This is a genomic window from Tsukamurella sp. II2bb, from assembly GCF_057815145.1.
Genome location: NZ_JBYPZI010000007.1, coordinates 87,061 through 104,822 on the forward strand (window position 1 = coordinate 87,061; position 17,762 = coordinate 104,822).

At 71.4% G+C, this 17,762-nt stretch carries 14 protein-coding genes; 6 read left to right on the top strand and 8 right to left on the bottom strand.

Annotation, left to right across the window (positions count from 1 at the left end; translation table 11 throughout):
- Positions 1 to 117: 117 nt before the first annotated feature.
- Genes AC21LY_RS16390 through AC21LY_RS16400 form a run of 3 tightly spaced genes read right to left on the bottom strand, consistent with a single transcriptional unit; the run spans position 118 to position 3,928 of the window.
- Positions 118 to 1,260, bottom strand: a complete 1,143-nt coding sequence (locus AC21LY_RS16390; protein ID WP_489047801.1) for an acyltransferase family protein — start codon at positions 1,258 to 1,260, stop codon at positions 118 to 120.
- Positions 1,261 to 1,266: 6 nt separating this feature from the next.
- A complete protein-coding gene (locus tag AC21LY_RS16395; protein WP_489047802.1) occupies positions 1,267 to 3,225 on the bottom strand; it encodes a YhgE/Pip family protein in 1,959 nt (652 codons plus the stop codon).
- A 34-nt stretch (positions 3,226 to 3,259) separates the two neighbouring features.
- Positions 3,260 to 3,928: a hypothetical protein gene (locus AC21LY_RS16400; protein ID WP_489047620.1), complete on the bottom strand. Its 669-nt coding sequence runs from the start codon at positions 3,926 to 3,928 to the stop codon at positions 3,260 to 3,262.
- Positions 3,929 to 4,032: 104 nt separating this feature from the next.
- On the opposite strand from AC21LY_RS16400, the gene AC21LY_RS16405 reads away from it, so the two are divergent.
- Complete coding sequence (locus AC21LY_RS16405) at positions 4,033 to 5,070, top strand: zinc-binding dehydrogenase (RefSeq protein WP_489047621.1); 1,038 nt, start codon at positions 4,033 to 4,035, stop codon at positions 5,068 to 5,070.
- A gap of 113 nt (positions 5,071 to 5,183) precedes the next feature.
- Here the strand turns inward: AC21LY_RS16405 and AC21LY_RS16410 are convergent, their stop codons facing one another.
- The 3 genes from AC21LY_RS16410 to AC21LY_RS16420 all read right to left on the bottom strand — a co-directional run bounded on the left by AC21LY_RS16410 (position 5,184) and on the right by AC21LY_RS16420 (position 8,539).
- Positions 5,184 to 7,016, bottom strand: coding sequence for an acyl-CoA dehydrogenase (locus AC21LY_RS16410; RefSeq protein WP_489047622.1), 1,833 nt, complete (start codon positions 7,014 to 7,016; stop codon positions 5,184 to 5,186).
- 117 nt (positions 7,017 to 7,133) lie between these two features.
- Positions 7,134 to 7,772 carry a class I SAM-dependent methyltransferase gene (locus tag AC21LY_RS16415; RefSeq protein WP_489047623.1) on the bottom strand — a complete coding sequence of 213 codons (639 nt, stop codon included), beginning with the start codon at positions 7,770 to 7,772 and terminating at the stop codon, positions 7,134 to 7,136.
- Complete coding sequence (locus AC21LY_RS16420; protein WP_489047624.1) at positions 7,769 to 8,539, bottom strand: deoxyribonuclease IV; 771 nt, start codon at positions 8,537 to 8,539, stop codon at positions 7,769 to 7,771. The genes AC21LY_RS16415 and AC21LY_RS16420 overlap by 4 nt, the downstream gene beginning before the upstream one ends.
- Positions 8,540 to 8,711: 172 nt before the next feature.
- Between AC21LY_RS16420 and AC21LY_RS16425 the strand changes: the two genes are divergently transcribed.
- Positions 8,712 to 9,869: an alpha/beta hydrolase gene (locus AC21LY_RS16425; RefSeq protein ID WP_489047625.1), complete on the top strand. Its 1,158-nt coding sequence runs from the start codon at positions 8,712 to 8,714 to the stop codon at positions 9,867 to 9,869.
- Between the two features lie 189 nt (positions 9,870 to 10,058).
- On the opposite strand, the gene AC21LY_RS16430 is transcribed toward AC21LY_RS16425, so the two are convergent.
- A complete protein-coding gene (locus AC21LY_RS16430; RefSeq protein WP_489047626.1) occupies positions 10,059 to 11,609 on the bottom strand; it encodes an MFS transporter in 1,551 nt (516 codons plus the stop codon).
- Positions 11,610 to 11,697: 88 nt separating this feature from the next.
- Here AC21LY_RS16430 and AC21LY_RS16435 point away from each other — a divergent pair, with 88 nt between their 5' ends.
- From AC21LY_RS16435 to AC21LY_RS16450, 4 genes are all read left to right on the top strand, one after another.
- The gene (locus tag AC21LY_RS16435) at positions 11,698 to 12,255 is read left to right on the top strand and encodes a TetR/AcrR family transcriptional regulator (RefSeq protein ID WP_489047627.1); all 558 of its coding nucleotides are present in this window, start codon (positions 11,698 to 11,700) and stop codon (positions 12,253 to 12,255) included.
- A 53-nt stretch (positions 12,256 to 12,308) separates the two neighbouring features.
- On the top strand, positions 12,309 to 13,079 hold the full coding sequence (locus tag AC21LY_RS16440) for an SDR family oxidoreductase (protein WP_489047628.1): 771 nt from the start codon (positions 12,309 to 12,311) through the stop codon (positions 13,077 to 13,079).
- A 59-nt stretch (positions 13,080 to 13,138) separates the two neighbouring features.
- The gene (locus tag AC21LY_RS16445) at positions 13,139 to 14,767 is read left to right on the top strand and encodes a long-chain fatty acid--CoA ligase (RefSeq protein ID WP_489047803.1); all 1,629 of its coding nucleotides are present in this window, start codon (positions 13,139 to 13,141) and stop codon (positions 14,765 to 14,767) included.
- Positions 14,768 to 14,898: 131 nt separating this feature from the next.
- Positions 14,899 to 16,455 carry a molybdopterin-dependent oxidoreductase gene (locus tag AC21LY_RS16450; protein ID WP_489047629.1) on the top strand — a complete coding sequence of 519 codons (1,557 nt, stop codon included), beginning with the start codon at positions 14,899 to 14,901 and terminating at the stop codon, positions 16,453 to 16,455.
- Positions 16,456 to 16,470: 15 nt separating this feature from the next.
- Here AC21LY_RS16450 and AC21LY_RS16455 read toward each other — a convergent pair whose 3' ends face one another.
- Entirely contained in the window at positions 16,471 to 17,691 is a 1,221-nt protein-coding gene (locus tag AC21LY_RS16455) for an HNH endonuclease (RefSeq protein WP_489047630.1), read from the bottom strand.
- Positions 17,692 to 17,762 lie beyond the last annotated feature (71 nt).

A 17,762-nucleotide genomic window follows, 5' to 3' on the forward strand; every position in this document is an offset into this window, starting at 1 on the left:
TTCCATTCCTCGTCGCCGGCGCGACGCATGTTATTGCGGTCGGCAGCTGGAGTGGAGTTTCGGATCAGCCGGCGGGCTTCTGCGGTCGAGCGGGACCGCCTGGTCACCGTCGCCCGGTCACCGCCGTCCGGTGATCGCTGCGCGGAACCGCTCCACCGCGCGATTCAATGCCCAGGCCAGCACGATCGTGATCGCCGTGGTGATCGCGACGATCGGCCACGTCGACCCCTGGAAGAGCGGGTAGTGCAGGATGTCGAGCACCACGATGTCCATGACGATCACGTGGATCAGGAAGTACTCGTAGCTGATCGAGCCCAGCCAGACCATGGGCCGTGACCCGAGGACCCCCGGCCGGCCGACCGCGAACGCCGCGACCAGCAGACCGCCGACGAGAGCCTCGAGCAGGTACTTCGTCACGCCCTGCGCCGCCGTCGGCAGGCGCAGGTCGAGCGGTCCTGCGGCCGGGGTGAGGAGCACGGCGAAGGCCGCGGACGCCGCCAGCAGCAGCACGTACCGCGCCCACGGCGCTGCTCGGACCTGGTCGATCACCAGCGCCACCGCGATCCCGGCGGCGAAGGCGGCGGCGTAGGCGGGCGGCCATGTCCGGGTGGTCTTGCCGAAGACGTTCGTCTCGATGACCAGCACCAGCCACCCGACGGACAGTGCCACCATCGTCGCAGGCACGACCCATGCGCGGCGCGCCCGCACGAGCCACAGCCCCAATAGCGGAAGCAGCAGGTAGAACGCCACTTCGACGCACATGCTCCACATCTGCGAGAGCCCCGTGTGCACGTAGCCCACGCCGTAGATCTGGGTGAAGGTCAGGTGCCGGAGATATCCGACCCAGCCCTGGCCGTGGGCGGAACCGTCGTCGCGCCACAGGTACAGCAGGTAGACCCCGGTGACCACCGTCCAGTACGCGGGCAGGATCCGCCACGCGCGGTGCCGGAAGTACCGCCGCGCGTCCGGCCTGCCGGACGTCGGGCCCCCGGCGGCCGCGCCCGCGCCCGGGCCCCCACCTGCGTGTGCGTCGCGCACCGTCGACCGTGCTGCCGCGACCCAGGGGCGCACCAGTAGGAACCCGGACAGGGCGAAGAAGACGGGCACCGCGCCCTGCAACCGGGCGTACGCGGCTCCCCAGACGTCGGGGGTGTAGTCGCCCGCCCAGAACGCGGCGTGCGTGACGCACACGCAGAACGCGGCGACGGCGCGGAGCCCGGTGAGGGCCGGGAGGTGTGCGGAGCGGGGAGCGGAATCGATGACGGCTCAGATCTTGATCGCAGGGATGAGCCGGTCGAGGTTCCACAACCGGTTCCGTCGAGCCGACAGGCACGACACCGTGATCGACGCCAGCCAGATGAACAGCAGCACCCCGACCGCGACCCACAGCCGGTGGTCGATGCCGCCCAGCACGAGCTGGCGGAGTCCGTTGACGCCGTAGGTCATCGGGTCGTACTTGTGCAGGACCTGGAAGGGTCTCGCCGTGGTCTCCACCGGATACATGCCGCCGGAACTGACCAGCTGCAACATCAGCAGCGCCATGATCAGCACGCGCCCGACGGCCGGCCCGACGAAGGCGTTCACCGCCTGGGTGAACGCGATGAAGGACAACGACACCCCCATCATGAAGAAGATCATCGCGATGGGATGGGCCACGTCGAGCCCCAGCCCGAAGCGCACCACGCAGTAGAGGATCACGGCCTGGCACAGGCCGATCGCGGCGGCGGGGAGGTAGCTGGCCATCACCACGCGGATCGCCAGCACCTCGGCGGCGATGGCGCGGTTCTGCAGGGGCCGGAAGACCATCCACAGCACCAGCGCGCCGAAGAACAGCGCCAGCGTGAGGAAGAAGGGGGCCATGCCGGTGCCGAAGTTCGGGGCGCGGTTCTCGTGCTGCGCGTCCAGTTGGACGGGGCCACCGATGGTCTGCGCGACCTGCGAGGTCTGCTCCTGCGACCACTTCGGCACGGCGCCCGCGCCCTCGTGCAGCTTCGTCGCCAGCTCGGCGCTGCCGTCACGCAGCTGGACCGTGCCCGACGAGAGCTTGTTCGCGCCGTCGGAGAGCTGTGTGATGCCGTCGTCGAGCGTGGCGTTGCCCGCGGCGAGTTGCTGTGCGCCCGAGCGGAGCTCGGTGAGCTTGGCGGTGAGGTCGCCGCCCGTGGCGCCGACCTGCGCGAGCACGGTCTGCAGCGGGCTGCCGGGCGTGCGGAGCTGCTCGGTGAGCGTCGCGGCGGCGGACGAGGCGGCCACGACCTGCTGCTTCGCGGCGGCCGGCACAGACGCCTGCGCGAGCTGGGCGCGCACCGCCCGCAGGCCCTCGGCCGCCTGACGGGCCGCGGGGTCGGGGCTGGCCGCCAGTTGCCGGATCGCCGCGTCGATTCCGGCGAGCACGGTGTCCTGCGTTTTGATGAAGACGCCCGCCTTGTCCGCGGCGTCCGCGAGCGCGGCGGCGCTCTGCTGCAGCTGCGCGGTGTTCCCGCCCAGCCCGGACAGGGCCTTCGTCACGGCGAGCAGCGGATCGGTGGCCTGGGTGATCCCGTCGGAGAGCTTCTGCGAGCCGGCGCGCAGCTGTGCCGAGCCGGTCTTCGCGGTCCCGAGGCCCGAGGCGAGTTGGGCGGCACCGTCGTTCGCGGTGACGAGACCGTCGTGGAGCTTGCCGGCCCCGTCGGCGGCCTGTTCGATCCCGGACCCGGCGGTGATCATCATCGACAGCACCTGGTTGACCGCCTGCCCGGAGACCCGGGTGGAGACGGCGTTGAGCACCTGCGACATCGCCGTCTGGCCGATGGTGGAGCTGATGTAGTTGTTGGCGTCGTTGTAGACCGCGCGCAGTTGCGCCTTCTCCGGCTTGCCGGTCATGGGGGAGGCGATCGCGGAGGAGAAGTTCTCCGGCAGCTCCAGCATGAAGTAGTAGGTGCCGTCCTTGACGCCCTTCTGCGCCTCGGCGGGGGAGACGATGTGCCAGTCGAGGCTCTTGTCGTCGGCGAGGGACTTCTCGACCTCCGCGCCGGCGTTGATCTTCTGGCCCTTGACCTCGGTTCCCTTGTCGGCGTTGACGAGCGCGACCGGCATCTTGTTGACGTGACCGAACGGATCCCAGAAGGCCCAGAGGTACAGCGCGCCGTAGACCAGCGGCAGCAGCATCAGCACGACGATGGCGGCCCGCGTGAGCCGGCTGCGGCCGAAGCGCTTGATCTCGGAGCCGAAGGCGAGGCCGGCGACGATGGGAACGATTCGGCTCTTCTTGTCGGACATGGGATCAGTCCTTCCGGGTCAGCGCGCGGCGGTCGTGCAGGGTGTGCTGCGGGGCGGTCCCGCCGAGAGGGTTGGTCACCCCGACGATCACGGTGTAGCGCTCGGCGATCGCCCCGAGCCGCTGCACGGCTTCGGCGCGGCCGGGATTGTCGCGGACCTGCTCGAGATCGCCGACGATCAGGATCGGCCGGTTCCCCAACAGCGCCAGCGTGATCCGGAGGAGGAACAGCTGCAGATCACTCAGTTCGACGATCCGGGTCCGCGGCCCGGGCCGGTCCACCTCGCCGAAGACCTGGTCCATCTCGAGGCGGCCGGCACTGAGCGGCACCATCGAGTACCAGGGCGCCAACCAGCGCCGTTGCTCCGCGAGTACGGTCTCGACGGTGACCGACTCGTCCAGGTCGTCGATGTCCTGGAAGGCGGCGATCGCGCACTTGCGCCGGATCGCGCCGGGCGTGGTCGCCCCGAGAGCCTCGACGGTGCCGTGGCTCGGCTTGAGCCGGCCCGCCAGGGTCAGCAGCAGAGCGTCCTGATCCCGGCCGGCGGGCATCTGGACGGCGTGCAGGCCCGGTCCGAACTCGAGGTCGATCCCCCGGAACAGGGGGCCGTGTTCGCCGTCGACACCGAGGTTCACCGCCGCTAACTGCACGGCGTTCGGCTGGTCATCGTCCATGCGGGGCACTCCGGAGGTCGTCGGCGCAGGTCGGTAGCAATCCTACGGTGGCTGCCCGACGGTGCCGCGCGCACCGTCCGAGCCCGTGCGCATAGGGTCGATCCATGAGAGCCGTGGTGTTCGACTCCGTGCTGGGCCGGCCGGAGGTCCGCGATGTGCCCGCACCCGTGGCGCCGGCCGACGGCGTCGTCGTCGAGGTCCGGGCGACCGGTCTGTGTCGCAGCGATTGGCACGCCTGGGCGGGACACGACGACATCGCCCTGCCGCACGTCCCCGGCCACGAACTGGCGGGTGTGATCGTCGAGACGGGGCCGCAGGTCCGCCGCTGGGAGGTCGGCGATCGCGTCACCGTCCCGTTCGTCTGCGGCTGCGGACGGTGCGAGTGGTGCCGCGCGGGCGACGCCCAGGTATGCCCGGACCAAGAGCAACCGGGCTTCACCCACTGGGGATCGTTCGCGGAGCGCGTGGCCCTGCACGCCGCCGACGCCAACCTGGTGGCCGTGCCCGCGGGGATCGAGTTCGCCACGGCGGCCAGTCTGGGCTGCCGCTTCGCGACCGCGTACCGCGCCGTCGTCGCCCGGGCGCGGGCCCGGTCCGGTGAGTGGGTGGCGGTGATCGGCGCGGGCGGCGTCGGCCTCAGCGCCGCGATGATCGCGCTGGCCCTCGGGTGCCGCGTGGTCGTGGTCGACCGGAACCCGGAGGCGCTGGCGGCGGCCCGCGCGCTGGGCGCCGAGCACCTGGTCCGCGCGGACGGGATCGATGTACCGAGTGCCGTCATGGAGATCACCGGAGGCGGCGCCCACGTGGCGCTCGACGCCGTCGGCAGTGAGCAGACCTGCGCCGACGCGGTGCTCAGCCTGCGCCGCCGCGGCCGGCTCGTGCAGATCGGGCTGCTGCCGGCGTCCGAGGGGCACCCGCGCGTGCCGATGGACCGGGCCATCGCGTGGGAGCTCGACCTGCTCGGTAGCCACGGGATGGCCGCCCGCGACTACCCCGCCATGATGGACCTCATCGCACAGGGGCGGCTCGAGCCGCAGCGCCTGATCGAGCGGACCGTCGGGCTGGCGGCCGCCGCGGAGATGCTCCCGGTCTTCGACCGCGCGACCGTCGCCGGGATGACGATGATCGACCCCGCGCGGTAGCCCTGCGGTCCCGGGCGGACGGCGCACCGTCGGGCCCGGGAAACGGGAGAGGGCGCCCCGACCGGATGCGGTCGGGGCGCCCTCTCGAGTTCCTGACGTGAGTCAGGGTGCGATCAGAACGCGGCCTCGTCGAGCTCCATCGCCTGGTTGTCGACGGCGGCGATGACGTCCTTGACCGAGGTCAGCAGCGGCAGCATGTTCGCGGCGAAGAAGGTCGCGACGCCCACCTTGCCCTCGTAGAAGGACTTGTCGGCGCCGGTGGCGCCGGCGTCGAGCTTGGCCTGCGCGATGACGGCCTGGTGCAGCAGGCGCCAGCCGATCATCAGGTCGCCGAAGGCCATGAGGAAGCGCACCGAGCCGAGGCCCACCTTGTACAGCTCCGTGGGCTCCTGCTGCGAGGCCAGCGCGAAACCGGTGAGCGTGGCGGCCATGGCCTGCACGTCCTCGGCGGCGGTCTTGAGCTGCGCCACCGACGCGGCGAACGGGCCGCCGGCGTTGGCCTCGATGAACTTCGTGATCTCGCCGGCCACGTGGCCCAGGGCGGCGCCGCGGTCCCGGAGGATCTTGCGGAAGAAGAAGTCCTGCGCCTGGATGGCGGTCGTGCCCTCGTACAGCGAGTCGATCTTCGAGTCGCGGACGTACTGCTCGATCGGGTAGTCCTGCAGGAAGCCCGAGCCGCCGAAGGTCTGCAGCGACTCCTGGCCGAGCAGCGTGAAGGCGCGCTCGGAGCCGACGCCCTTGACGATCGGGAGCAGCAGGTCGTTGACCTTGTGCGCCATCTCCTCGTCGGCACCGGAGACGGGGGTCGCGGTGCGGACGTCCTGGTGCGCGGCGGTGTACAGGTACACGGCGCGCAGGCCCTCGGCGTAGGCCTTCTGCGTGAGCAGCGAGCGGCGCACGTCCGGGTGGTGCGTGATGGTCACGCGCGGAGCGGTCTTGTCGGCCATCTGGGTCAGGTCGGCGCCCTGGACGCGCTGCTTGGCGTAGTCGAGCGCGTTGAGGTAGCCGGTCGAGAGGGTGCCGATGGCCTTGGTGCCGACCATCATGCGGGCGTGCTCGATGACCTTGAACATCTGCGCGATGCCCTTGATCTCCTCGCCCACGAGCCAGCCCACGGCGGGCTTGCCGTGGCCGCCGAAGGTGACCTCACAGGTGGTGGAGGTCTTGATGCCCATCTTGTGCTCGACGCCGGTGACGTAGACGCCGTTCTCCTCGCCGAGGTTGCCCTCCTCGTCGAAGTGGTGCTTCGGCACGAAGTAGAGGCCCAGGCCCTTGGTGCCGGGCGCACCGCCCTCGGGGCGGGCGAGCACGAGGTGGAACGTGGACTCGAACATGCCGTCCATCACCGCGGAGGTGATGAAGCGCTTGACGCCCTCGATGTGCCAGGAGCCGTCGTCCTGCTTGATCGCCTTGGTGCGGCCCGCGCCCACGTCCGAGCCGGCGTCCGGCTCGGTGAGCACCATGGTGGCGTTCCAGTTGCGCTCGGCGGCGATCTTCGCCCACTTCTTCTGCTCGTCGGTGCCCTCGTCGAAGAGGATCTGCGCGAAGCCGGGGCCCGCGGCGAACATGAAGACGGGCGGGTTGGCGCCGAGGAACATCTCGCCGATGCCCCAGTACAGCGAGCGGGGCACGTCGGTGCCACCCAGCTCGTCGTTCAGGCCGAGGTAGGCCCAGCCACCGTCGGCGAACTGCGCCTGCGACTTCTTGAAGGCCTCGTTGATCTTCACCTCGTGGGTGGCCGGGTCGAAGACCGGAGGATTGCGGTCGGCCTCGGCGAAGGACTCGGCGATGGGGCCCTCGGCCTGGCGCGCCGCTTCACGCAGCATCTCCTTGGCGGTGTCCTCGTCGAGATCGCCGTACGCACCGGAAGCCAGCACCTCGCCGACACCGAGATCCTCGAAGAGGTTGAACTCGATGTCGCGGACGTTGCTCTTGTAATGGCCCATGGGGCTGTTCCACCTTCTCAGATCAGGCTGTCGGAATGTGTTACCTGTCGGTAAGTTACCGCTCGGTAATAAGAACAGGATATCGCGCTCGCCGCGTGCGAACAAGTGCAAGCGCCGCTACGGCGCGATCGCCTCCTCTCGGCGGCGGCGTGCGCGAACGGCCAGGTCAGTGCCGGTGCCGTGGCGCGGGTCACTCTCGCGCCATTCCACGTGCTCCACCACCATGTCCGCGGGGAGGGCCTCGGACAGCTCCGCGGCGCCGAAGGTCGGCGGGCCGCTCCGGCTCGACCCGCTCGCTCCGCTCCCGGCCTCGGGGTGCGCGGCCACCTTCTCGTGGGCGAGCAGCAGGAGCAGCCCGCCGGGGGCGAGCGCCTGCGCGACCTTGGCGATCGCCGCGGCGCGGTCCGCGGGGTCCGGGTGCACGTAGGCCCAGACGGCCAGGTCATAGGGCTGATCGGGGATCTCGTCGACGGTGACGTCGAGCGGGGTCCAGTGCAGGCGGGCGCGGACGGTGCGCGGAGAGCGGGCCGCGACGGTGGCCGCCTTGTCGAGGCCCACTCGCGAGTAGTCGATCGCCGTCACGTCCCAGGCCCGGGTCGCGAGCCACAGCGCGTGCCGGCCCTCGCCGGCGCCCACGTCGAGGGCGCGGCCGGGCGGGAGCACCGTCACCTGTTCGACGATCCAGGGGTCGGGCGGTGCGCCCCACACGAGATCCGTGGAGCGGTATCGGTCGTCCCAGTCGGCGGCGGTCCTCACAGCAGCGCCTCCTTCAGGTAGGCCACATCGTCCGCGAGCCCCTCCGACGGGGTCTCCAGGATGACGGGCGCCCCGGCGGCGCGGGCCACGTCGGCGAGCAGGTCGGGGTCGATGGTGCCGTCCTGCAGATTGGCGTGCCGGTCGCGCGCGGAATCGAACTCGTCGCGGGAGTTGTTCAGGTGCACCAGGTCGATCCGGCCGGTGATCGCGAGGACGCGCTCGACGATGCCCATCAGTTCCTCGCCGCCCGCCCACGCGTGGCAGGTGTCGAGGCAGAAACCGGCCCCCTGGTCGCCGACCGCGTCCCACAGCCGGTCGATGGTCTCGAGCTGGCGCGCGATGGCACCGTCGCCGCCCGCGGTGTTCTCGATGAGGATCGGCACCCCGAAGCCGCCCTTGTCCTCCTGGCGGGTGAAGAGCTTGCGCCAGTTGTCGATCCCCGCCTGCAGGTCCTCGCCGTCGCGCAGGTGCCCGCCGTGCACGACGAGTCCGAAGGCGCCCAGTTCGGCGGCCGCGGCGGCCTGCTGTTCGACGGCCTTGCGGCTGGGCATGCGCAGGCGGTTGTTGAGACTCGCCACGTTGATGACGTACGCCGAGTGCACGACGATCTCGAGCGGAGAATCCCGCAGTGCCTGCGTCTGCGGATGCGGCTCCGGTTTCTTCCAGCTCTGCGGGTCCGAGACGAACATCTGGATGACGTCCACCCCGAGCTCGGCGGCGGTCTCGACGGGGTGGGTGTCACTGCGGACATGGGCTCCGATGCGCATGTGTCCAGAGTAGGGCCATGCGTCCGGTGCATGCCCTGATCGCCTGGGGGCGTTGGGGGTGGCGGGGAGCGGCGAGGGGGTCCCTGTGGAGGACCGCGGTCCTGTGGAGGAACGGGGCCTTTCGGGGCTCGCGGCGGGGTCTGCGGCGCGGCCGGCGCCTTAGCGTGAGCCCATGATGGTCACGGCGGTGGCGGCGTGGCGGGGCGAACCCGCCGACGCCTACGAGAGATGGGCGGGGCTCGAGGCCCGGGCGGCGGAGGAGCTGGATGCGGCGCTGGAGCGCGCGGCGGCCGAGATCCGGGCCGGCGGGGGTGAGCTGGCGGAGCGATTGGCCGCGATCGACCTCCCCGCCGCCGTGCCGCTCGGCGTTCCGCGCGGCGGGGGACCGGCACCGTCGGCCCCGCCGCGCCCGAGGACCGCGGCGCAGCGGGACCGGGAGAACCGCGCGCGCCTGGCGGCCGATCTGCGCGAGCTCCGCGGCAAGCGGCGCACCCGCACCGAGGACGCGCGGCTGCGGACGATCGAGACGATCGACGCGCGCCTGCGCGAGTTGGGTCGTGGCGGCGAGACGGTGCAGCTCTTCGAGTACGACCCGCGCGCCTTCGGTGGCGACGGTGCCGTCGCCGTCTCGATCGGCGATCTCGACACGGCACGCAACATCGGCATCGTCGTCCCGGGCATGGGTACGACGGCGGCGTCGATCGGGACGGTCACCCGCAACGCCGCGAACCTCCAGGTGGCTGCGCGGCGGGCGGATCCGATGACGACGACCGCGACGCTCGCGTGGATCGGCTACGACGCCCCGTCGGGCCCGACGGCCGCAGCGCAGGTCCTCACCGGTACCCATGCCCGACGGGGCGCCGCCGAACTCCGGGCCGATCTCACGGACCTCACCCGGATGCGCCCCGACGACCCGCGGATCGTGCTCTTCGGGCACAGCTACGGCGCCACGACGGTGGCGACGGCCGGCGCGGGTGGAGCGCTGGCGTGCTCCGTCGATGCGATGGTGCTGCTCGGGTCCCCGGGGGCGGGCCCGGTGCGGTCCGCGGCGGAGCTGGGCGTGCCGGTCCACGTCGCGCGGGATTCCGACGATCCCGTCCCGCGGGTCGGTGCCACCGACGGTGCCGGACGGACGCTGCGGCGCCTGTTCGGGGTCGAGCTGGGGCTCGGGATGGATCCGGCGGCACCGTCGTTCGGGGCGAGGGCGGTGGATGCGGAGGGCCCCACGGGGTTCGGGCTCGCCGCGCATTCGGGGTACTTCGACGAGGGCTCGCGGGCGCTGGGCGCGTTCGCGTCGATCCTGACGGGAGGGGGAGCGGATGGCCGATGAGGTGGATCTGGAGGAGCTGGCGCGCGTGGCCGCCGGCTGGGACGCCGCGGCGGAGGGCTTCGCCGAGCTGGCGGAGCGCTGGCGGGCGACGACGGGGCCGCCCGCCGTACTCGCCTTCGCCGAGCGCGCGGCCGCGACGCTCACCGGCCACGCGGAGGCGGCGAGCGCCGCGGCGCGCGGGCTGCGGGACTACTGTGCGTCGGTCGCTGCGGCGGACGAGGCGGGCGCCCGCAGCGTGCGGTGCGCGACCCAGGCCGCGGCCAGCATGAGCACCACACCGATCGCGGAGGTCACCGAGACTCCGGCGTCGAACGCCTGACCGGCCGCGTGGACCAGGGCCTCCGCGGCGTCGGCGGGCAGCTCCGTGGCGACGTGGTGCGCCCCGGCCAGGGTCTCGGCCGCGGCATCGGCCTGGTCCGCGCTCAGGCCCGCGGGGAGCGTGAGCTTCGCGGCGTACGCGCCGGCCAGGATCGATCCCAGGACGGCGGTGCCGAGCACCGACCCCAGCTCGTACGCGGTCTCCGAGACGGCCGAGGCCGCGCCCGCCTTGTCGGCCGGCACCGACGAGACGATGAGGTCGTTCGACAGCGTCTCGGCCGCGCCGATGCCCACGCCGAGCATCGCGAAGGCGACGAGCACGGCGAGCGTCGACTCCGGGGAGGCGAAGGCCATCACCACGGCGTACGCGGCCGCGGAGACGAGCATGCCGCCCACCACCACGGTCGACGGTGCGATCCACCGCACGAGCCGCACCACGTACAGGCCCGCGACCATCATCGTGATCAGCCCCGGGACGAGCGCCCAGCCGGCGTCCATCGGGCTCATCCCCACCACCAGCTGGAGGTGCTGCGAGACGAAGAACATGAAGCCGACCAGGGAGAAGACGCTGAGCAGGTTCACGGTGACGGCGCCGGAGAAGCGGCGATCGGTGAACAGTCGCACGTCCAGCATCGGGTCCGGGCGGTTCAACTGGCGGTGCAGGAACAGGCCCGTCGCGGTCATGCCCACCGCGAGCGACACCGCGACCTGCATCAGGTCGCCGCCCTTGGCGAGCGTCTTGACCGCGTACACGATCGGGGTCAGCGCGAGGAGCGAGAGCGCGATCGATACCGGATCGATGCGGCCCGGCTCCGGGTCGCGCGACTCCGGGACGAAGACCGGAGCGAGCACGAGCAGGGGGATCAGGACCGGCACCGCCATGAGGAAGACCGAGCCCCACCAGTAGTGCTCGAGGAGGAATCCGCCCACGATCGGGCCGAGCGCGGCGCCGGCGGCGAAGCACGAGGCCCACACCGCGATCGCCAGCCGCCGCTGTTGCGGGTCACGGAAGATGTTGCGCAGCAGGGACAGCGTGGACGGCATCAGCATGGCGCCGAAGAATCCCAGGCCCGCGCGGGCGGCGATGAGCGCGCCGGCGGTGGGGGAGTACGCGGCGACGACCGACATCGCGGCGAAGCCGGTGGCGCCCAGGAGGAGCAGGCGCCGCCGGCCCCAGCGGTCGCCGAGGCTGCCCATCGAGACGAGCAGCCCGGCGAGCACCAGCGGGTAGACGTCGATGATCCACAGCTGCTGCGCCGCGGTCGGCCCGAGCGTGGCGGCGATCGAGGGCAGTGCGAAGCCCAGCACGGTGCCGTCGATCGACACCAGGAGCACGGGGAGCATCAGGACCGCGAGCGCACCCCAGTCGCGCACCGTGGCGCGCGCGGATGACGCGGTCGTGGTGGGGAGGGTGGTGGTCATGACGGCACTTCCTGCGGGTAGACGATCGATTGCTCGTTACTGTACCAGCCGGACGGTACAGAAACGAGAGACGGCGGTCACCCCTACGATGCGAGATGTGCCGCCTGCTCCCGCCGCCCGCGCCAAACTCCTCGACGCCTTCGTCACGCTCCTCATCGAGCAGGGCGAGCGTGCCGCCACGCTCGAGGCCGTCGCCGCCGAAGCCGGCGTGAGCAAGGGGGGCCTGCTCTACCACTTCGGCTCGAAGAAGGCCCTGGTCGACGGGCTGTGCGACTGGCTCGACGAGTTGGTGGCCGCTGACGTCGAGCGGATGGCCGCGGCCCCCGAGGGAGCCGTCGCCTATTACGTGCGCACCTCGAACTACGACGACTCGCCGCTCGACCGCGCGATCGTCGCGGTACTGCGGCTGAGCCAGGGGGCGAACGACCGCGCCGAGCGCGCGATCCGCTCCATGCAGGAACGCTTCCTCGCCACGGTGCGCAGGCAGGTGCCCGACGAGGCCACCGCCCGCGCCGTGCTCCTGCTCGGCGACGGGCTCTACTACGACGCGGCCCTGAGCGGCGGCCGGCGCCGCGCCACCGACGAGCAGATGGCCGGGCTCCTCGCCGTCGTCCGCCGCATGGTCGACGGGGCCGGCGCTAATTGAGTGTCGCTCAGTAGAGCTTTACCCCGGCCTGACCAGCGGGTAGGTTGGACGCCATGCCGTCGATCTTCATCTCCGGTGGTGCCTCGGGCATCGGCCGGGCCACTGCTCTGCGTTTCCTGTCCGAGGGGTGGACCGTGGGCGTCTACGACGTCAACGCCGCCGCGTTGGAGGAGTTGAAGAACGAGCATCCGGGGATCGTGACCGGCGCACTCGATGTGACGGACTACGACCAGTGGGAGGCGGCGCTCGCCGATTTCACCCGGCACACGGGCGGCGGGCTGACGGTGCTCGACAACAACGCCGGCGTGCTCGTCAGCGGTGACCTCGACCAGATCACGCCGCAGCAGATCAAGCTCCAGATCGACATCGACGCCCTGGGCGTCACCTACGGGGCCAAGGCGGCGCTGCCGTACCTGAAGAACCAGCCGGGCGCGCACCTGGTGAACATCAGCTCCGCGTCCGCGATCTACGGGCAGCCGGGTATCGCCACCTACAGCGCCGCCAAGTTCTACGTCTCCGGCTTCACCGAGGCGCTCGAGCTGGAGTGGGAGAAGCACGGGATCCGCGTCGTCGCGATCTGGCCGCTGTGGGCGAAGACGGCGCTGGCCGAGAACGACGCCAAGAGCACGCAGACCCTGGGCGTGAACATCACCCCGGAGGAGGTCGCGGAACAGGTCTGGAACTCGGTGCATCCGCGGCTGAAGCTGCCGTTCCTGCCCCGGGTCCACTATTCCGTCGGAACTCTGACCACGCTGCTGTCCAATTCGAGTAAGTTCGCTCCGAGGTCGGTCGTGCGCCTGGTCAACCAGATCACCAGCCAGTAGCAGCACCGACTGCATTTACCATCCGAGAAGGAGTGTCCACCAACGTGATTGCGACCACCATGCAGGACGGCGAACTGACGATCGCCCGTCTCGTCGAGTACAGCCGCCGGGTCTTCCCCGAGGCCAAGATCACCACGTGGACCGGTGAGGGCCTACGCGATCTCTCCTTCGCCGAGGTCGGCGACAAGGCCGCGCAGCTGGCGCACGCCCTGACGAAGCTGGGCGTGCAGCGCGGCGATCGCGTGGCGACGTTCATGTGGAACAACAACGAGCACCAGGTCGCTTACGCCGCGGTCCCCGCGATGGGCGCCGTGCTGCACACCCTGAACCTGCGCCTCTCGCCCGAGCAGGCCGTGTTCATCATCAACCAGGCCGACGACAAGGTGATCCTGGTCGACGCCACCGTCGCCCCGATGCTCGGCAAGTACCTGGCGTCGACTCCCGGCGTGCAGCACGTCATCGTCGCCAACGGCCCGAAGGAGGCGCTGGAGGCGCCCGAGGGCGTCACGGTGCACTCCTTCGACGAGCTGATCGCGGGCGAGCCCACCGTTTTCGAATGGCCCGAGATCGACGAACGCGACGCGGCCGTCATGTGCTACACCTCCGGCACCACCGGCGATCCCAAGGGCGTCGTCTACAGCCATCGGAGCATCTGGTTGCACTCGATGCAGGTCAACTCGTCGTCCGGCATGTCGCTGGGCAACGCCGACTCGGTGCTGGCCATCGTGCCGATGTTCCACGTCATGTCGTGGGGCCTGCCCTACGCAGCGATGATGGGCGGCATCACGCTGGTCATGCCCGACCGTTTCCTGCAGCCCGAGCCGCTGCTGCAGATCCTCGACGCCACGAAGGCCACGTTCGCCGCCGCCGTGCCCACCATCTGGGCCGGCGTCGCCGCGCAGCTCGCCGCGAAGCCGCAGGACATCTCGCACCTGCGCGAGGTCGTCGTCGGCGGCGCCGCGGTGCCCCCGTCGATGATCCGCACCTTCGACAAGCTCGGCACCCGCATCGTGCACGCCTGGGGCATGACCGAGACCTCGCCGCTGGGCTCGGTCTCGCGCCCGCCCTTCGGTATCGAGGACGAGACCGAGGAGTTCGCCTACCGCGTCACGCAGGGCCGGTTCCCGGCATCGGTGCAGGCCCGCATCATCGACGACGAGGGCAACGAGCAGCCCTGGGACGGCGAGGCCGCCGGCGAGCTCGAGGTGCGCGGCCCCTGGATCACTGGCGCGTACTACTCGCCCGAGGGCAACGTCTCCGACCCGTCGAAGTTCCACGACGGCTGGCTCCGCACCGGCGACGTGGCCTCGATCAGCCCGGACGGCTTCATGACCATCCGCGACCGCACCAAGGACATGATCAAGACCGGCGGTGAATGGATCAGCTCCGTCGAGCTGGAGAACACGGTCATGAGCAACCCGACCATCGCGGAGGCCGCCGTCGTCGGCGTGCCCGACGAGAAGTGGGACGAGCGTCCCTTCGTGCTCGCCGTGGTCAAGGACGCCGCCGACGCGGACGTCGAGAAGCAGCGCGCCTTCCTCACCGACCTGCTGCCCAAGTGGCAGATCCCCGAGCGCTGGGCCTTCGTCGCCGAGGTCCCGAAGACCTCGGTCGGCAAGTTCGACAAGAAGCTCATCCGCGCCGAGTACGCCGACGGCACCTACGCCGTCGTGGACTCGCGCGCCTGACCCACGGTCGACGACGGGGCCGCCGCAGCCGGAAGGCTGGGGCGGCCCTTGTCTTTCCGACGATTCTTACGGTTCCGTGAGGTGTCCGGATGAGCCTCGCGGGGCGCGTCCCCGCGTGCCACGCTGGACCCATGACCGAGGACACCGCCGCGCGGCATCCAGGACGGGCATGGGCCGCCGCGCTGGCGGGCGTTCTCGCCGGCGCCGCAGGACTGGCGGTCGCGGAGCTTGCCGCTGCCGTCATCGCGCCGGGGGCGAGCACGCTGTTCGCCGGCGGCGCCGCGGTCATCGACGCCGCGCCGCCGTGGCTCAAGGACTTCGCGGTCGAGTCCTTCGGCACCGCCGACAAGGCGGTCCTGCTCGGCACGATGACGGTCGTGCTCGCGGCCGGCGCGGCTCTCGCCGGGGTGCTCGAACTGCGCCGGACGCCCTGGGGCGCGGTGCTGTTCGGTGTCGTCGGAGTCGTGGGCGCGGTGACGGCGACCCTGCGCCCGGACGCGACGGCGTCGTGGGCGGTCCCGAGTCTCGTGGGCATCGCCGCGGCGATCCTCGTACTGCGCCCGGCGCTCCGGCGCCTCCGCCCCGGCTCCGGAGCCTCGGATGACGGAGCGTCGGATGACGGAGCCGCGGTGGACCGGCGCGGCTTCCTCCTCGTCGCCGGCGCGGCCGCGGGGACGACGGTGCTGGCGCTGGCCGGGGCACGCCTGCTCTCGGCCGGCGCGACCGCGGTGAAGGCGGCGCGGGAGACGCTGCGCCTGCCCGCGCCGCGCACCGTCGCACCTGCGGCCCCGGCCGACCCGCCCATCGCGGGGCTGACCCCCTACGTCACGCCCGCCGCCGACTTCTACCGCATCGACACGGCGCTGCGCGTGCCGCAGCTGGACCCGGCCGACTGGTCCCTGCAGGTGCACGGCATGGTCGAGCAGCCCTTCACCCTCACCTGGGACGACCTGCTCGCCCTCCCGCTGGAGGAGCACTACGCGACGCTCGCGTGCGTCAGCAACGAGGTCGGCGGCGACCTCATCGGCAATGCCCGATGGCTCGGCCATCCGATCCGGGCTCTGCTGGAGCGCGCCCGGCCTCGACCCGGCGCCGACATGGTGCTCTCGCGCAGCGTCGACGGATTCACCGCGGGAACGCCGCTCGACGTGCTCCGCGACCCCGCCCGGGCGTCGCTGCTGGCGATCGGGATGAACGGCGAACCGCTGCCTGTGGTGCACGGTTTCCCCGCCCGGCTCGTGGTCCCGGGCCTCTACGGCTACGTCTCGGCGACCAAGTGGGTGACCTCGCTCAAGGTCACCACCTTCGCCGCCGACCAGGGCTATTGGACGCCGCGGGGATGGTCGGCGCTCGGCCCCGTCAAGGTGCAGTCGCGCATCGACGTACCGCGCGGATCCGTTCCCGCCGGCGCGGTGACGGTGGCCGGCGTGGCGTGGGCGCAGCACATCGGTATCGGCCGGGTCGAGGTCCGCGCCGACTCCGGCCCGTGGGTGCCGGCCCGGCTCGCGGACACCGTCGGACCCGATACCTGGCGGCAGTGGAGCGTCGCGATCCCCCTCGACCGCGGCGAGCACACCCTCGAAGTGCGCGCCACCGACGCGAACGGGACGGTCCAGACCGACGCCACGGCGCCACCCGCCCCCGACGGTGCGACCGGCCTGCACCGGGTGCTCGTCACCGCGCGCTGATCGGACGGTTCGCGACTAAGCGGCCTGTTCCGGGGCTGTGGACCGGTGGATATGCCCGGTCGGTGTCCGGGTTTCGACGGTGTGCCGCCCGCTCGGGTCCTCGACGACGGCGCTGGCCCAGCCGACGGCCTCCTTGGCGTAGTTGCACGCCGCGCAGAGGCCCTGACCGTTCGTGAACTCGGTCGGGCCTCCCTTCGCGTGCGGCACGACGTGGTCGGTGTGGGCGATGGGTGCGTCGCAGTACGGGGTGCGGCAGTACCGGTCCCGCGCGCGGATCATCTCGGAGAGCCCGTCGGGGAAGCAGCGGGCGCGGGAGTCCATGCCGACGACCGCCCCGGTCTCGGGGGCGATGTAGAGGCGTTTGACCCACGCGACGCCGGCGGCGGTGGCCCTGCCGATGAGATTGCGGGCGATCTCCGCCGGCATGGTCCCGCCACCGTCCAGGTGTGCGGTTCCGGGCTCGTCACCGAGGAGCACCGCGGCGGGCATCGTCAGGTTCACGGCGACGAGTTGCCCTTCAGCCGCCTCCCGCCCGGTGATCCTCGCGAACGCGGTGTCGGCCATGATCTGCCCGCGGGTCCGCAGATCCGCGCCGATCCCGATCAGCGTGGCCGCGTGCTTGCGCAGCGCGGCGTAGACGCCGACGCCCTGCGCCACCGGCAGGAGCAGCGACACCCGGGCCATGCCCTCCGGGAGCGGTCGGATGGTGACGGTGCGGTCCTTCTCCGCGGAGGCGTTCCGATCCACGGTCGCCTGCGCGTCGAGGTGGTAGGCGACCTGCTCCACATGGGCTCCGAGTCGCCTGAGCCCCATGCCCGCGAGCGTCGCCGGATCGGAACACAGCAGCTCATCGGCACTGTGACGGGCGGAGGCGTCCAGGTGCGAGAGGCCGCCGATGATCACCGGGATCGCCTCCGGCGGCAGGTCACCGTCGCGCAGCCGGGCCCGGGTGTGCGGCATCGTCCTCTCCAACTCCACCGCCCGGGTGAGAAACTTGGCGGCGGTGTTGGGCGACATGTGCAGCGCCAGCCCGACCTCCGCGGCGACGCCCTGCTGCCACCGGTCCTGCGGCAACCCTGCCGCCACGCGTTCGCACACCCGCTGCCGCAGGAGCTCCGCCGCCGACCGGTACTGCTCGAACACCGTCCGACACCGCTGCCGTTCCATCGAACGCAACCGATCGGCCACGTCACCATCAGGTGGCTGATCATCCTCTACAACAGCATCTTCGTTCATGCTGTGACCCTACGCCGACCCACCGACAAGTTTTCGATATAGCTCCCTTGTCTCGAATGACCTGCCCAGGG

Excerpts from the sequence above, each read along its gene's own strand:
- AC21LY_RS16400 (WP_489047620.1), bottom strand. The coding sequence starts at position 3,928 with ATGGACGATGACCAGCCGAACGCCGTGCAGTTAGCGGCGGTGAACCTC.
- AC21LY_RS16405 (WP_489047621.1), top strand. The coding sequence starts at position 4,033 with ATGAGAGCCGTGGTGTTCGACTCCGTGCTGGGCCGGCCGGAGGTCCGC.
- AC21LY_RS16410 (WP_489047622.1), bottom strand. The coding sequence starts at position 7,016 with ATGGGCCATTACAAGAGCAACGTCCGCGACATCGAGTTCAACCTCTTC.
- AC21LY_RS16420 (WP_489047624.1), bottom strand. The coding sequence starts at position 8,539 with ATGCGCATCGGAGCCCATGTCCGCAGTGACACCCACCCCGTCGAGACC.
- AC21LY_RS16425 (WP_489047625.1), top strand. The coding sequence starts at position 8,712 with ATGATGGTCACGGCGGTGGCGGCGTGGCGGGGCGAACCCGCCGACGCC.
- AC21LY_RS16430 (WP_489047626.1), bottom strand. The coding sequence starts at position 11,609 with ATGACCACCACCCTCCCCACCACGACCGCGTCATCCGCGCGCGCCACG.
- AC21LY_RS16435 (WP_489047627.1), top strand. The coding sequence starts at position 11,698 with ATGCGAGATGTGCCGCCTGCTCCCGCCGCCCGCGCCAAACTCCTCGAC.
- AC21LY_RS16440 (WP_489047628.1), top strand. The coding sequence starts at position 12,309 with ATGCCGTCGATCTTCATCTCCGGTGGTGCCTCGGGCATCGGCCGGGCC.
- AC21LY_RS16445 (WP_489047803.1), top strand. The coding sequence starts at position 13,139 with ATGCAGGACGGCGAACTGACGATCGCCCGTCTCGTCGAGTACAGCCGC.
- AC21LY_RS16450 (WP_489047629.1), top strand. The coding sequence starts at position 14,899 with ATGACCGAGGACACCGCCGCGCGGCATCCAGGACGGGCATGGGCCGCC.
- AC21LY_RS16455 (WP_489047630.1), bottom strand. The coding sequence starts at position 17,691 with ATGAACGAAGATGCTGTTGTAGAGGATGATCAGCCACCTGATGGTGAC.